General features: G+C 64.1%; 13 protein-coding genes. 2 read left to right on the top strand and 11 right to left on the bottom strand.

Annotation, left to right across the window (positions count from 1 at the left end):
- Nucleotides 1–236: 236 nt before the first annotated feature.
- The 5 genes from upp to mddA all read right to left on the bottom strand — a co-directional run bounded on the left by upp (nucleotide 237) and on the right by mddA (nucleotide 5,193).
- Nucleotides 237–872, bottom strand: a complete 636-nt coding sequence (upp, locus tag CS1BSM3_RS25940) for a uracil phosphoribosyltransferase (protein WP_083528996.1) — start codon at nucleotides 870–872, stop codon at nucleotides 237–239.
- A 142-nt stretch (nucleotides 873–1,014) separates the two neighbouring features.
- The gene (locus CS1BSM3_RS25945; protein ID WP_072392910.1) at nucleotides 1,015–1,584 is read right to left on the bottom strand and encodes a glutathione S-transferase family protein; all 570 of its coding nucleotides are present in this window, start codon (nucleotides 1,582–1,584) and stop codon (nucleotides 1,015–1,017) included.
- Between the two features lie 82 nt (nucleotides 1,585–1,666).
- Complete coding sequence (locus tag CS1BSM3_RS25950) at nucleotides 1,667–3,775, bottom strand: alpha/beta hydrolase (RefSeq protein WP_072392913.1); 2,109 nt, start codon at nucleotides 3,773–3,775, stop codon at nucleotides 1,667–1,669.
- A gap of 4 nt (nucleotides 3,776–3,779) precedes the next feature.
- Nucleotides 3,780–4,394: a TetR/AcrR family transcriptional regulator gene (locus tag CS1BSM3_RS25955; RefSeq protein ID WP_072392916.1), complete on the bottom strand. Its 615-nt coding sequence runs from the start codon at nucleotides 4,392–4,394 to the stop codon at nucleotides 3,780–3,782.
- Nucleotides 4,395–4,416: 22 nt separating this feature from the next.
- Nucleotides 4,417–5,193, bottom strand: a complete 777-nt coding sequence (gene mddA, locus CS1BSM3_RS25960) for a methanethiol S-methyltransferase (protein WP_072392919.1) — start codon at nucleotides 5,191–5,193, stop codon at nucleotides 4,417–4,419.
- Between the two features lie 207 nt (nucleotides 5,194–5,400).
- On the opposite strand from mddA, the gene CS1BSM3_RS25965 reads away from it, so the two are divergent.
- Nucleotides 5,401–6,474, top strand: coding sequence for an alpha-hydroxy acid oxidase (locus CS1BSM3_RS25965; RefSeq protein ID WP_244540616.1), 1,074 nt, complete (start codon nucleotides 5,401–5,403; stop codon nucleotides 6,472–6,474).
- Between the two features lie 19 nt (nucleotides 6,475–6,493).
- Here the strand turns inward: CS1BSM3_RS25965 and CS1BSM3_RS25970 are convergent, their stop codons facing one another.
- From CS1BSM3_RS25970 to CS1BSM3_RS25985, 4 genes are all read right to left on the bottom strand, one after another.
- On the bottom strand, nucleotides 6,494–7,345 hold the full coding sequence (locus tag CS1BSM3_RS25970; protein WP_143149361.1) for an energy transducer TonB: 852 nt from the start codon (nucleotides 7,343–7,345) through the stop codon (nucleotides 6,494–6,496).
- Nucleotides 7,346–7,443: 98 nt separating this feature from the next.
- Nucleotides 7,444–8,337, bottom strand: coding sequence for a tetratricopeptide repeat protein (locus tag CS1BSM3_RS25975; protein ID WP_072392925.1), 894 nt, complete (start codon nucleotides 8,335–8,337; stop codon nucleotides 7,444–7,446).
- Nucleotides 8,337–9,017, bottom strand: a complete 681-nt coding sequence (locus CS1BSM3_RS25980; RefSeq protein ID WP_072392928.1) for a Fe2+-dependent dioxygenase — start codon at nucleotides 9,015–9,017, stop codon at nucleotides 8,337–8,339. The genes CS1BSM3_RS25975 and CS1BSM3_RS25980 overlap by 1 nt, the downstream gene beginning before the upstream one ends.
- A 71-nt stretch (nucleotides 9,018–9,088) precedes the next feature.
- On the bottom strand, nucleotides 9,089–11,524 hold the full coding sequence (locus tag CS1BSM3_RS25985; RefSeq protein ID WP_083528909.1) for a TonB-dependent receptor: 2,436 nt from the start codon (nucleotides 11,522–11,524) through the stop codon (nucleotides 9,089–9,091).
- A gap of 339 nt (nucleotides 11,525–11,863) precedes the next feature.
- Between CS1BSM3_RS25985 and CS1BSM3_RS25990 the strand changes: the two genes are divergently transcribed.
- Nucleotides 11,864–12,136: a hypothetical protein gene (locus CS1BSM3_RS25990; RefSeq protein ID WP_143149362.1), complete on the top strand. Its 273-nt coding sequence runs from the start codon at nucleotides 11,864–11,866 to the stop codon at nucleotides 12,134–12,136.
- Nucleotides 12,137–12,198: 62 nt separating this feature from the next.
- Here the strand turns inward: CS1BSM3_RS25990 and CS1BSM3_RS25995 are convergent, their stop codons facing one another.
- Entirely contained in the window at nucleotides 12,199–13,089 is an 891-nt protein-coding gene (locus CS1BSM3_RS25995) for a TauD/TfdA dioxygenase family protein (RefSeq protein WP_072392934.1), read from the bottom strand.
- A gap of 113 nt (nucleotides 13,090–13,202) precedes the next feature.
- Nucleotides 13,203–13,976: an SDR family NAD(P)-dependent oxidoreductase gene (locus CS1BSM3_RS26000; RefSeq protein ID WP_072392937.1), complete on the bottom strand. Its 774-nt coding sequence runs from the start codon at nucleotides 13,974–13,976 to the stop codon at nucleotides 13,203–13,205.
- Nucleotides 13,977–14,037 lie beyond the last annotated feature (61 nt).

The following is a 14,037-nucleotide window of genomic DNA, read 5'->3' on the forward strand; positions in this document are numbered from 1 at the left end:
CGCGACGCGCGCATCATGCGCTCAAACATGCCAAGCGTTGCCGAGGGTTGCTGGGCTGCCAGGCATGAGCGTTGTCGAGCGACGCCGGTCACGGCGGAGAGTGTGATGCCCCGCGCGGCGCGCATCGCCGAAGCGGCATCGTCAGCCGATCTCACTGCTTTGTGATGGTGGAGCTAGGCTGCGGCCTCAGCTCACACCGTTCACTGCCGGTGGCAGCTCGCGCGATCAGGGCGCGCTCACTTCGTGCCGTACATGCGATCACCCGCATCGCCGAGGCCTGGAAGTATGTAGGCGTGATCATTGAGCTCGCGATCGATGGATGCGGTCAGGATCGGCACATCGGGGTGAGCGGCTGAGAAGTTCTCGATGCCAACCGGCGCCGCGAGCAGGCAAGCAAACTTGATGCGCCTTGCACCTGCTTCCTTGATGCGCCGGACAGCAGCGACGGCGGAGTTGCCGGTCGCGAGCATTGGATCGACGCAGATGCACAGCCGCTCCTCGATATGGTCGGGAAGCTTCACGTAGTACTCGACCGGCATGAACGATTGCGGATCCCGATAGAGGCCGACGTGCCCAACGCGCGCCGAGGGTACGAGATCGAGCATTCCGTCCACGAGCCCGTTTCCGGCGCGAAGGATGGAAATGAAGCAGAGCTTCTTGCCTTCGAGCCGCGGCGCCATGAAGGTCTCGAGCGGCGTCGTGATCTCGACCAGTTCGGTTTCGAGATCGCGGCAGATCTCGTAGGTGAGCAGCAGGCCGATCTCGCGCAGCAGCGCCCTGAACTTCGAAGATGCGGTATTAACGTCCCGCATGAGGGTCAGCTTGTGCTGGACCAGAGGATGAGAAACGACGGTCACATTCGGCGCTGGCATCGGATCATCCTCCATTCCGAGAGAAATGGCATCACGCGGCCCCGTGCGCCAGCCATTTCAGCGCACAGGGACAGGCCCGCCCCGCACTGGAGCGCCGCTCAACTGCAATGATACCGAGGCCGAAACGCAAAGCGCCTGGCGCCTATTCGTAGGCCTTCTCGATCTCCAGCGCCTTCTTGACGGCGGGGCGCGCGAGCATTCTCTCGTGATGCGCTTCGAGCGCGGGATAGGTCCCGAGCGGCGCATCCATGCCGGGCCGGAAACGCCAGTAGACGCGAAACAGATGGATGTCCGCGATCGAATAGCGCCCGATCGCCCATTGCCGATCGCCGAGCCTCTGATTGGCAACCTTGAAGGCCGTAGCAACGTGCTCCGGTCCCTTGGCGCGCGAGCCGTGCATGGTGGAGGCGACGAAGGACATCCACGAGATCACCTGCGCCTCGGCCTCGAGGTCACCCTCGGGCCAAAGGCCGGCAGCCGGATACTTGCGCGCAATGTAGTAGAGCGTCGCCGCCACCTCCGTCAGGATGCGGCCGCCCTCGGTGAGCAGCGCCGGCACCTTGCCATCGGGGTTGATAGCCAGATACTCGGGCGTCCGCGTCTGCTGCTTCGACATCGGGCGCGCGTCGAGCTCATGGGGAGCGCCGCACTCGATCAGGGCGATATGTGTCGCGAGCGAGCTCGACGACGGCGAGAAATAGAGCTTGAGCATGGCTTGACCTCATGGCGGCGCGAGATGCCGGAGCATCTGCCATCGCCTCCACGAGCGCAAGCCCTGCCGCCGCGCTGGATTGTCAGAGCAGCTCCGCGAGCATACGCGCGGCGCGTGCCGCACCGTCGGCTTCGACGGGCTGTGGGCGCACGGGCGACTTCAAGGCGGCAACCATAGCTTCTGCAATCATGTCCGGGGTCGTCGTCGCAAACTCCATGCGTCGACCGGCGCCGTACCGGTCGAGCCGGTGCGCCACGTGGAAATTCTGCTCGAAATGATTCTTCAACGGAAAATAAAGGAAGGGCGTCCCTGCTGCCGTGAGCTCCATGCACGTGGTGAGACCGCCTTGCACGACCGCGAGGTCACAGGCTGCGAGGTGGCGATCGAGGTTCGGCACGAAAGCGCGGACCTCAACGCCCGCCGGAGCGGAGAGCGCGCGCGGATCAATCCGCGGCCCTGTCACGAGGATCATGCGCAGCTCGGGAATGCGGGCGCGCGCCATGGGATAGCTGTCCAGAATGCGCCGGATGAGATGCGTGCCGACACCCGATCCACCGACGGTGACAATGCATACGCGCTCGCCCGGGAGATAGCCGAGCGACTGGCGCAGCTCCTGCCGACTTCCGAACGCATCAGGATGCTCGCCGATGACGTAGCCGGAAAAGTCGAAGTGCTTCGGGATCCAATCACGCATCTCCGGCAGATCCCTGCCGAACGTGAGCGGCACGATGTCCTCGGGCGAGCCGACGAAGATGGCGCGGTCACGCACATTCGGGTGGCGCTCGATATGCCCGATCATCTCCGCGTTGTAGTCGGTCGCGAGCATTGCCTCGTGCGCACCATTCGCCGGCATCGGGACATAGCCAACGAAATCCGTGAACCAGGCGAGCTTTGCCTTCTTCAGCTCGGGGTGCTCGTGCCAGTAGTGGTCGATATCCCAGGCCTCGTCAGCGATGACGAGATCATAGCCCCCCTCGTTCACGGCATCCTGGAAGATCATGAAATTCGCAATGAGCACCTCATCCATGCGCCGGATGGCCTGGAATGCATTGAGGTCATGCTCGCCGGACTCGAGCTCGATGTGGCGCGACTCGCTCGCAAGGCGCGCGCTCAGCGGATGGACGCGCTCGCCGTACGCATCGAGGAGCCGCGTCACGGGATCCTGGGCCAGCCAGTCCACCTGCAGGTCGGGGTGCAGCTTGCGAAGCTCGCGCGTGATCGCGATGTCGCGACGGCCATGTCCGAGACCGATAGGCGAGGAGAGATACAGTGCCTTCTTCGCGCGCGTCGTAGGCTTCGACCGGCCTTTTCCTGGAGCTGGAATGCCAAGCTTGCGATCCAGAAATTTGTTGATCAGCTCATTGCACTTTGCAGGAAAGCGCGCGAGCACATTATGGCCACCGCCAGGGATCGTGAAAAGCTCGCCCCCCGTGAGCTCGGCGACGAGCTGGCCACGCGCATAAGGCTGGATCTTGTCGTCGTCGCCATGGATCAGCAGCATGGGACAGCTAACCTTGCGGTACATTTCCTCGCTGACATCGAAAGGCGGAGCAAACGCACGGGCTTCTACCGTTTTGACCAGAATGTCGCCGGTGGTCTCGGCAGCCCATTCTACGCCGTCCTCGAATTGCTTCGTTGAATGGGGCTCGGAGTGGATGTGGCTAACGAAGTGCGCTGCAAAATCCGGATAGTTCGAAAGCCAGTAGTCGCGATTGTATTTCTCCCAGCCCTCGAAGCTCGTTCGCTTGGCGAGGAAGTGCTGCGGCACCATGTGCGGATAGCTTGGGCCGATCGTTGCGGCAGTGCCGGCAAGGACGGCAGCCTTCACGCGCTCGGGATGGTAGGCGGCGATCGCGCAGATATGTATGCCCGCGAGTGAAAGCCCGACAAGGATGGCCTCGCCGGCTTCGGTGGCATCCATGACCGCGAGCACGTCGGCAATGAAGTTGGCGAGGGTGTACGCACTGGCCTCTTGCGGCCGGCCGGAGCGGCCATTGCCGCGTGGATCGAAAGTGATGCAGCGGTAACGCTCGCTGAAGTAGGGGATCTGGGCCTTGTAGACGCGTGAATGGACAATGCTCCAGGGCGGCAGAAAGACCATGGTCTCCGGCCCGTCCCCATAGACCTCGTAAAAAATCTTCACGCCGTCGCGCTCGACGAACCCTTCGGCTGCAGGCAGCTTGGCGCGCATAATCTCACCTCTTGGATGATTTACTTTCTGCAATGCGTATGAGATCGCCGAAGCGCCGCAGGGCCTGTCGCACAGGCACGCCGCGCCGCTCGAGACCGAGAAGATAGTGACTCTCCGAGCCGATGAAGGCGCTGCCGACCAGAGCCGCTACTTCCTCGGCGGAGAAAGGTCCAAGTCCGCCCAATTCGCGCTCCGCACGGCGCGCGACTTCCGCGATGAGATCGATCCAGCCCTTGATCGCGTCGCGGACGACCTTGGCGACCTCGGGATCGGACCAGCCGGCGGCGCTCAGCTCCTGCAGAACGCGCACGTAGCCGGAGCCGATATCCTCATCGAGATAGTCGCAGGCCTTGTCCCATTGCTCCGCGATCGACAGGGATTTGTCGCCGTAGAGTGCATCCTGGCGATCGAGGAGCTGGCCATTCAAGTACTCGAACAACGCGAGCAGGAGACCTTGCTTGGATCCGAAGTGATAGTGGATCTGACTGAGCGGCACGCCTGCTGCGGCTGCCACGTCCCGCGTGGAAAGGCCCGCATAGCCGCTCTGGCGCAGCACCTTCTTTGCTGCTTCGAGCAGCGTCGTACTGGTTTCAAGTTTCTTGGCTGCCGGGCGCGCCATGCGAAGTCTCTCCTTGCTGCGGCTATCGGTGCTCAAGCTCACCGGCCTCATTGACGTGCTTGCTCATTCCACTGCGGAAGGGCATCGGAATGAGCATGGCAACCTGCCGACGATAGCGTCGATACTGCTCGCCGAACAATGCGATCAGATCGCGCTCCTCGAGATAGATGCCGATCAGGATGTAGCCCGTCGTGACAACCGCGAAGAGCAGATGGCCTACGGTCATTGTCGGCGTGGCCCAGAACGCGAGCAGGAAGCCGAGGTAGATCGGGTGGCGCACCCACTTGTAGAACAAGGGCGTCCTGAATGTCGGATCCGGCAACGTACGCCCCATCAGCCGGGCGAAAACCTGCCGCAAGCCGAACAGCTCGAAGTGGTTGATGAGGAACGTGCTCACCAGAACGATGGCCCAGCCCGCCCAGAAGATCGCCTGCAAGGCAACAACGACGGTCGGGTCGGACACGGACCAGACGACGGCCGGCAAGGGACGCCACTGCCAGTAGAGCAGCACGAGCACGAGGCTCGCGAGCAGCACATACGTCGAGCGCTCGACGGCGTGCGGCACGAACCGTATCCACCAGCGCTTGAAGGCGGGCCGCGCCATGACGCTGTGCTGGATGGCGAAGAGACCGAGGAGCAGGCAGTTCACCACGAGAGCAACGGCCATGCTCCCTTCCACGCCACTGTCGATGGTTTTAGGCACCGGGAGATTGCCGACGAAGGCAATGGCATAGAGGAACGAGCCGAGGAAGATCACGTAAACGACGACGCCGTAAGCCAATGCAAGGATACCGCCCATTTGACATCTCCACTCTGATTGTTTGCTTCAGATTGTTGCTTCAGATCGCTTTCCTGCAATTTTCGGTCGATCGACCGATTTATCATCGTATATTTCGGTCGACCGACCGAGTCAAGATACTCACGACGATGTGTTCGGGCCGTGTTGCGCAATCTGCCGCTTCCGGGCGATTGCAGTGCGTCCGCGACCATGCAACGCTCAGGGCCCATGAACGCGCCACCTCTCAGCCTCGCCGATTACGAGCTGCTGGCAGCCAAATGCCTCGACGCGGGCCCCTGGGCCTATTTCTCCGGCGGCGCTGCCGACGAGCTGACACTGCGCTGGAACCGGGAAGCCTTCGACCGGATCGCGCTCCTGCCGCGCGTGCTCAATGGCGGTCCCGGCGGGACGGCGCGCATCGATCTCTTCGGACGCACGCATGCGCACCCGATCCTCGTCGCGCCGGTCGCGCATCAAGGCCTCGCGCACCCCGACGCGGAGCGCGCGACGGCGATGGCCGCGGCCGCACAGGGCGCCGGCATGGTGCTCAGCACGCTCGCCACGACCAGCATGGAGCAGGCAGCCGCAGCGGGCGAGACGTGCCGCTGGTTCCAGCTCTACATCCAGTCGGATCGCGAGGACACGCTGCGGCTCGTGCGGCGTGCGGAGGCTGCGGGCTATGAGGTGCTGGTCGTCACGGTCGATGCGCCGGTGAGCGGCGTGCGCAATCGCGAGCAGCGCGCGGGCTTCCGCCTGCCTCCTCAGCTCGTGCCCGAGAATCTCCGCGGTCTCGCAGAGCCGCATCCTTCACCGAAACCGAATCTGGACAGCATCGTCTTCGAGCACTTCATGGCGATGGCGCCGAGCTGGCGCGATATTGCGTGGCTTCGCGGCGTGACGCCCCTACCGATCGTTCTCAAAGGCATCTTGGCGGCTGATGATGCGGCGCGCGCGCTCGATATCGGTGCTGACGGGATCGCGGTCTCGAACCACGGCGGACGCACGCTGGACACAATACCGGCGACCATCGAGGTCCTGCCCGAGATCGCCGCGCGTGTTGCGGGCCGCGTGCCGCTCATCCTCGACGGCGGCATCCGGCGCGGCACCGATGTGCTCAAGGCTTTGGCGTCTGGCGCTGCGGCCGTGATGATCGGCCGCCCGATCGTGTATGGGCTCGCCGTCAACGGTGCGATGGGTGTCGCGCACGTGCTGAGGCTCCTGCGCGACGAGTTCGAGGCCGCCATGGCGCTGACTGGATGCGCATCGATTGCCGACATCGGCCCGCATCTCTTGCGCCGCTGAGCGAGAGCAGGCGCCCGCGCTATTTGATCGTGAACTCGATGGGGATCACGAGCTCCACGACTTCACCGGCAATCTCGTCCGGCGGCTCGGGCAACGGCGATGCGCGCTTCAACATCGAGAGGGCCTCCGCATCGAGATGGACGCTCTGCGAGGCCTTGATGACGCGCGCGGACAGAACCTGCCCCCGGCGGTCGATCGTGAAACCGACCTGAACGGCACCCTGATGACCGGCCTGGCGCGCCGCTGTCGGATAGCGGCGATGGCGGCCGAGATGATTCATCAGAGCCTTCGACCATGACATGGCCTCGTTCGAAGGCCGGTCTGTCGTACCCTGGCGCCGCGCCGCAGTCTTAGGCGCCGGCGTCGCTGCCGGTGCGGGCGGCGCACCCTGCTGGATCATGGCCTCCTGCGGCTTGGCTTCCTCGACCTCCGGCTCCTTATCCTTTTGCTCCTCTTTGACCACCTGCTTCTCGACCGGCTTTTCCTCTTCCTCCTTCTTCTCGGGAGGCTCCTCTACCGGCTTCTGAATCGGCATGGCGAGTTCGGGATCGGGCGCGACGGGCAGCGGCACCTCCTTCGGCGGCGTCACCTCGGGTACTTCCTCGGTCGGCGTCTTCTCCGTGATCTGAGGCTGCGTGACCTCGGCAGAGGGGCCGGGCAGCTCGGCGGCATCGGCCGTAGCTGCCACCGGTAGCGGCGCCAGCTCCAGCATGAATGCACCCTCGGATTCCTCCACGACCTCCTCGGGCGGCGGCTTGAGATAGGCAAAGGCGACGAGCCCGGCGTGCAGGCTCGTGACGATGACCGCGGACGCGATCACGCGCCGCCACCACCACCATCGAGGCTCCAGTCTGTCGCCGTATAAAGACATCAGGTCGCTTGGTTCATCGAAGCAATGTGCAGCCTCTGGGGGCATCGAGAGGCCCCCAGTTAATATCTTGACTGATAGAGGAAAGAAATAGTAGTTCGTCAGACAGGCCGCGACCTCTTTGCACGGGTGAGGGCCCGCCACACGCGGCCTGCGGATCGACGCCTGCGCGGTGTTGATTGAGCATCCGGCGCGATCTTCGTCTCGATCCCGGGAATTGACGCTTTCGCACGCTCGGGGGCCGAGAGTGCACGCTCGTGTGCCAGCGCAGCGACCTCTCGCAGGCGACTATCCGGGTGATCTGCGAGATGGCTCGCGAGCTCCGCGCAGAAGGCACCAGGAGCACGCGCGATCGACTGCCGGAGCCAGTGCACGGCGCCATCAACGTTGCCATCGCCCATGAGATGACGTGCCGTGTTGAAGGCCCCCCGGAAGCAGCCGCGACGCGCGGCGCGGATGTACCAGCGGCGCGCAGGCGCGATCTTCACGGCACCGCGCCACCCCTCCTCGCACGCCTCCCCGATCGCGTTCATCGCCTTGGCATTGCCGCGGCGTGCCGAGCGCACCAGAAGCGAGAGGATGTCGCGCTTCTCACCCTCGGCGCCGTCACGCGCCAGCATCAGCATGGCGAGATTGAAGTTCGCCCACGCGTGCCCTGCCTCGCCGGCGACGCGATAGCATTGGGCGGCCAGTCGCGTGTTACGCGCCGTGCCCCATCCAAGCTCGTGACAACGACCCAGCATGTTGATCGCCTCGACACTTCGAGAGCGCGCGGCGAGCTGGAACCAGCGAAAGGCCGCCACCGGATCAGGCGCAGTTCCGTGACCTTCGAGCAGCATGTGCGCCCAGCCGAGCTGCGCCTCCACATCGCCGGAGATGGCCGCTTGCCGCATGTGCTCCGCCAGAAAGGCCGGATCCTCAGCGAGGCGCGCCTCATGCTGCGCAGGGCCCTCCCACGAGAAGACGATGTCGCGCGGCACGGCTTTCCCGGGCATCACATCTCGGCCCAGTGACGCAGCAGATTGTGATAGTGCGCCATGAGTGCGGAGACCGCCGGATCGTCATCCGGCAGCATTGTCCTGGTCCTCATGATCGCTCTATCGAGATCGTAGAGCATGTTGCGCCGCCAGCTATCCTTGACCATGGACTGGGTCCAGAACACAGCGCTCCAGCGGCTGCCGCGCGTGACCGGCGTGACACTGTGCAGGCTCGTCGCTGGATAGACCACCATGTGCCCGGCCGGCAGCTTCACCGTGTGCGCGCCGTAGGTGTCGTGCACGACGAGCTCGCCGCCGTCATAGTCCTCCGGCGGGGTCAGAAAGAGCGTCGTGGAGACGTCCGTTCTGAGACGCTGGCCAGTCGGCAGCGCGCGAATGGAGTTGTCGACATGGGCGCCGAACGTCATGCCCACGTCATAGCGATTGAACATCGGCGGCAACACGCTCAGGGGCAGCGCCGCCGTGGTGAAGCTCGGGTTGCGACCGAGCGCGCGCAGAATGATCTGGCCGAGATCCTGGGCCTCGGGCGCGTCGAGCGGAACCTGCAGGTTGTTCTTGACGACGGCGGCCTGGTCGCCGGCCGTCTTGCGCCCGTCAATCCAGGCTGTGGTCTCCAGTACGCGGCGAATGTGCGCGACCTCTTGCGAGGTCAAGACATCTGGAATGGTTACAAGCATCGTGCCTCCAAAACGCGAAGATTGCCGGGCGGGCCCGGCAATCTTCCTTCCCGCGCAATCGTCAGGCGCGCTTAGTACTTGAAGCTCGCGCTCAGCCAGTAGGTGCGAGGTGGGCCAAGCGCCGCACGCACCCCTGGCCAGTTCATCGACGTCGCATAGAACTCATCGAAAACGTTGTCCACGTTCAGACGAAGCGTGATGTTCTGCGTCAAATCGTAAGATGCCATGGCATTCACGACGAAGTAGTCCGGGAGCTTGCCGAACCTACCGTTTGCGATGATGCGCGTGGCATCATCCGGACGACCGGCCCACGACTCGCCGACGTACTGGAAGCCTGCGCCGACAGTAAAGGCATCCGTCACCTTGTAGGTCGACCAGAGGTTCGCGGTGAACCTTGGGGTGAACGCAAGCTCCTGCCCGTTCGTCGTGGTGACCACGACACCATTCACGGTGTAGTCGGTAGCCGTCTGCGTCCGGTCAACTGCTGCCCCGTGCTTGCGCTCGCTGTCGATCAACGCGAGTCCGCCGAACAGCTTCCAGCGCTCTGTCAGATTACCTGCGACCGCCAGCTCGAGCCCCTCCACGATCTGCTTGCCGTAGATGGGGTTGCCAATCGCCGCGGCCTCACCCGCCCCCACGTTGGCGGCCGTGGCAGAATAGGCGACCCTGTGCTTCTCCGTGCGGAACAACGCAGCCGAGGTCGTCAGACGCCCGTCGAAGAAGTTCCACTTCACGCCGATTTCGTAATTGTAGAGCCGCTGCGGGTCGGCGCCGAGCACGAGACCAGGGAACGCACCGTCATCCACCCGCGAAATGTCGGGCGACGACATGAGCACGCCCGCCGGCGGCATCCCCGACGTGCCGAACGAGGCGTAGAGGCTGCCCTCTTTGACCGGCTTGTAGACAAGCCCGACCTTGCCGCTCAGCGTCGTGAAGTCGTTGTCGTATCCGTCGAATATGCCGGCCGAGGCTCCAGCGGCCGTCTTGCTGGCGATGTTGATGCTGTAGCGCTCGACGCGCAGGCCACCAGTCAACTGGAGCTGCCGCGTGAGATCGATCGTGTCGTACACATAGGCTGCGGCAGTGTCGATCTTGATGCCGTTTGTCTGGCTGAGTGTTGGCGGACCGAAGATGGCGCGATCCGGATTGGGATTCACCAGGCTGGTGGGCAGGCTGCCGGACAACAGGTTGTTCGCGTAGCGATTGGCATCCGAATCCTCGCGGCTGAACTCGACGCCGGCGCCGAGCGAATGTTTGAAGCCGAAGGCCCAGAACTTCGCAGTGAGCTCGGTCTGATTGGTCAGATTGGTGCCGAGCCGGTCATAGTAGTTCCTGGACGTCGCCACAGTATCGGGCGCCGTGAAGGCGCCTGGCATCGTGAATGCCGCATAGCGATCGACGCGCGACCAACGCGTCTGGTTGCTGACCGTGATGCCGGGTGAAAGATCGTGCTCGAAACGCGCCGTCACGGCATCGACCGTTGCCCGATCCTTGTCCGAGCGCAGGCCGTAGAAGCTGTCGCGCGATCCGGCAGTGGCTAGCGGATTGTAGTTGATGGTCCCCTTGATCATGGCCGCAGGGACGCCCCAGTCGGGCCGATCGTTGCGATCGAGGTGGTAGTAGGAGAAGATCGCGCGCGTGTCGGTGCCGAGGCCGAAAGCGATCGTCGGCGCGAAGCCCCAGGCCTTTGCCTCGGCGAGTTCGCGGCCCGCGACGCCACTGTCCTCGACCATGCCGTTGAGGCGCACAGCGGTGGTGCCGAAGCGCTGGTTGACGTCGAACGTCGCCCGCCGACGCACCTCCGAATCGTACCCGTCCCAGCCGATGCCGACCTCGGCGCGTGCGAAGTTCTCAAGCTGCGGCGTCTTGGAGACGATGTTGATGTATCCACCGGCGCCGCCGCGGCCATTGTCGGCTGCCGGCCCCTTGAACACCTCGACGCGATCCACATTGAACATGTCGCGCGTGTAGACGCCGGAATCGCGCGCACCATCGACGAAGATATTGGCACTCGAGTCGAAGCCGCGGAGCTGGAAGTTTGCAGCTCCCGTACCGAAACCGTTCTCGCCGGCGTTGAAGCTGATACCAGGCGTATTTCTGAGCACATCCGTCAGAGTCGTCGCCTGCCGCTCCTGGATGATCGTGCCCGGCACAACAGTGACAGTCTGCGGCGTATTGAGAAGCGGTGCTGTCTGCTTCGACGAGCTTGCCGTGGTTGCGGTGTAGCTACCGGGCAAGGTCGAGGGGTCGACCGGGGCCGCGGGCTCTGCGGCGGCAACCGGCGGCGGCGCCTGCTTGGCCTTGGGCGCGGCCTTGGCCTTGGCTTTGGCCAGCGCTTTTTTGGTCTCGACGGCGAGTGGTGGAAGGGTCGTCTGTGCCGTGGCGGCCGATGCCATCAGCATCGAGGCTGCAACGCTGAGCGACACTTGTGCGATGAGGCGCTTGTCGCTGGTGAGATTGTCGTTGCCGATACCTGCATCGGCGAAATCATTGTGGTTTGTTTGCATTCCGGCCCCCGTGTGCGCGACCGCGCAACAGTTCCCTGATGCCGCCGATCGGCCGCAAGAGTGCGGGACCGGCGCGCTCACGACGTCAGCGATGGGGGGCTTGGATGCTAACCTGGCTGCCTGTGCTCACTGTCAGATCAAGTTAGGGTATACTATACTTGCTGTGTCAAGTTTGCATTGTCCGCTCGGACACACGACGACGAGGCCGATGCAATATCGCAACAGCTCCTCTGCCGCAGACATCGTCTCACGCTCACCACGCCGTTGAACCTCGGGCGGTCTCGCTGCGACCAACCGAGCAGAACCGATCACGGTTCCTCGGCAAAAGGAGCAACGAACATGCCTTGGCGGACAATGATGCTTGGCGCGGCAGCTCTCAGCGCAATCGTCGGCTCGAACCTGATGACGAGTCAGCCGGCGGAGGCCAGACCCGCCTGCTACTACATCGCGCGCGATCCCTTAGGGAACATGATGGCGGACGGCCATGCCTGGGCAGCCAAGAAGAGCTGGGCCTGCAACCGGGCAGAGCGGCGCTGCAAGCGCGAGCTCGAGCGCAAGCGGCGCCAGGGCAAAGCAGGGCGTGGAAGCTGCATGCGCGTCACGAACTACTGAGGCGCCCTGCGCACTGCACCGGAGGCCGATGCGCGCCGGGCGCATCGGCCTTCGCCCGCAGCTCAGCTCGCGGCGACCAGCTCAGGATTGTCGTTGATGGAGTCCATATCCTGCGTGGTCACGCGCCTCAGATCGCGGCGATACTTCGCGTCGTCATAGCGCCGGCCGCGATGAAGCGTGCAGCGATTGTCCCACATGACGAGATCGCCGACCTGCCACTGATGCGAATGGACGAAGCGCTTGTCCGTCGCGTGCTCGGTCAGATCGAGGAGCAGCAGGCGGCCTTCAGGATAGGGCCAGTCGATGATGTGGGAGGCGTGCGAGCCCATGTAGAGCGTCTTGCGCCCCGAACCCGGATGCACGCGCACGAGCGGATGGCGCACGGACGGGAGCGCCGCGCGCTCGGACTCCGTGTAGTCGGTATGGCCGAGAATGCCGCGCGACGTGAAGATCGAATGCTCGGTGGAGAGGCCGTCGATCGTTGCTTTGGTCTCATCATCCAGCGCGTCATATGCCGCGCGCAGATCGGCGAACTGGGTGTCACCGCCCGCCGGCGGCACGACATGCGCGTGCAGCATCGAGATGGCGCCGGAAATCGGCCGGAACGAGGCATCCGAGTGCCAGAGCTGATTGCCGAGCCCGTCGAGACGGCGATGGTCGTCGCGGGCGCGCAGCTCGTTCTTGACATTGAGGTTCGAGATGTCGGCGATCTCGGCGTGCTGGAGACGGTGCCCGGCACGATGGTTCCGCGGTGGCGCGACACTGCCGAACGTGCGGCCGAGCGCCAGAAGCTGATCGTCGTCGAGCGACTGGCCGTGAAAGACCAGCACCGCGTAGGTGTTGATGGCATCGTTGATGGTGCTGACCGTCTCGGGACCGAGCGGGCGCGAAAGATCGACGCCGCTCACTTCGGCGACAAAGAGCGGGTGAAGCTGACGAATGCTGATGGCCATTGTCGTTTCCTCATTCGTTTTGTTTTTTGATCTTGGATGCGCAATTTAAGCATCTCGAAGGCAGTCCTGTCAGCTCGCCTCGACGTCCCTCACGGCAGATCTGCCATGAGAGCTCAGTCGGCCGTCCAGCCGCCGTCGATGATCATGGATGTGCCGGTCATGAGAGAAGAGGCATCCGACGCGAGATACACGATCGCGCCGGTGAGATCGCCGACCTGACCGAGGCGGCCGAGCTTGATCTTCTTCAGGACCTCGTTGCGGAATTGCTCGCTCGCGAGCATGCGGCGCGCGAGCGGCGTCTCGATGAACGTCGGGCAGAGCGTGTTCACGCGAATGCCGTGCGGCGCGAGATCGACGGCCATGGCGCGCGTCATGCCCTCCATGGCCCATTTCGAGGCGCAGTAGACCGTGCGGGTCGCGGCGCCGACGTGTCCCATCTGCGAAGACACGTTGATGATCGAGCCGGATCGGCCGGCAGCGGCGAGCTTCTGCGCCACGACCTGCGCGGCGAAATAGGCCGCGCGCACGTTCAGCGTCATGATCGTGTCGTACTGCTCCTCGGTCACATCGAGGAATGTCACCGGGTTGTTCGTGCCGGCGTTGTTGACGAGGACATCATAGGGCGCGCGCGCCGCGATCGCCGCACGCAGGCCAGCGGTATCCTTCACGTCGAGCTCGAGGGCATCCGCACTGCGGCCATCGGCTCTCAGCCGCTCAATGGCTGTATTCAGGTCCGCGGATGGGCGCGCCAGCAGCGTCACGTGAGCACCGAACGCCGCCAAGGCCTCCGCAGCCGCAAGCCCGATGCCGCGGCTGCCGCCCGTGATCAGGGCACGCTTTCCCGCGAGATCGAAGGATGGAACGGTCGCGGTACTGCTGGCTGTCATGGTCGATCCTCGGTCCTCATGCGTCGCGCACGCGCCGATGCTCGACCGGCCAGACGCGCAA

Origin of the sequence: Hyphomicrobium sp. CS1BSMeth3, assembly GCF_900117415.1 — a bacterium.
Classification (GTDB): domain Bacteria; phylum Pseudomonadota; class Alphaproteobacteria; order Rhizobiales; family Hyphomicrobiaceae.

Excerpts from the sequence above, each read along its gene's own strand:
- CS1BSM3_RS25955 (WP_072392916.1), bottom strand. The coding sequence starts at position 4,394 with ATGGCGCGCCCGGCAGCCAAGAAACTTGAAACCAGTACGACGCTGCTC.
- CS1BSM3_RS25985 (WP_083528909.1), bottom strand. The coding sequence starts at position 11,524 with ATGCAAACAAACCACAATGATTTCGCCGATGCAGGTATCGGCAACGAC.
- CS1BSM3_RS25975 (WP_072392925.1), bottom strand. The coding sequence starts at position 8,337 with ATGCCCGGGAAAGCCGTGCCGCGCGACATCGTCTTCTCGTGGGAGGGC.
- CS1BSM3_RS25990 (WP_143149362.1), top strand. The coding sequence starts at position 11,864 with ATGCCTTGGCGGACAATGATGCTTGGCGCGGCAGCTCTCAGCGCAATC.
- CS1BSM3_RS25950 (WP_072392913.1), bottom strand. The coding sequence starts at position 3,775 with ATGCGCGCCAAGCTGCCTGCAGCCGAAGGGTTCGTCGAGCGCGACGGC.
- CS1BSM3_RS25970 (WP_143149361.1), bottom strand. The coding sequence starts at position 7,345 with ATGTCTTTATACGGCGACAGACTGGAGCCTCGATGGTGGTGGTGGCGG.
- mddA (WP_072392919.1), bottom strand. The coding sequence starts at position 5,193 with ATGGGCGGTATCCTTGCATTGGCTTACGGCGTCGTCGTTTACGTGATC.
- CS1BSM3_RS26000 (WP_072392937.1), bottom strand. The coding sequence starts at position 13,976 with ATGACAGCCAGCAGTACCGCGACCGTTCCATCCTTCGATCTCGCGGGA.
- CS1BSM3_RS25980 (WP_072392928.1), bottom strand. The coding sequence starts at position 9,017 with ATGCTTGTAACCATTCCAGATGTCTTGACCTCGCAAGAGGTCGCGCAC.
- upp (WP_083528996.1), bottom strand. The coding sequence starts at position 872 with ATGCCAGCGCCGAATGTGACCGTCGTTTCTCATCCTCTGGTCCAGCAC.
- CS1BSM3_RS25965 (WP_244540616.1), top strand. The coding sequence starts at position 5,401 with ATGAACGCGCCACCTCTCAGCCTCGCCGATTACGAGCTGCTGGCAGCC.
- CS1BSM3_RS25945 (WP_072392910.1), bottom strand. The coding sequence starts at position 1,584 with ATGCTCAAGCTCTATTTCTCGCCGTCGTCGAGCTCGCTCGCGACACAT.
- CS1BSM3_RS25995 (WP_072392934.1), bottom strand. The coding sequence starts at position 13,089 with ATGGCCATCAGCATTCGTCAGCTTCACCCGCTCTTTGTCGCCGAAGTG.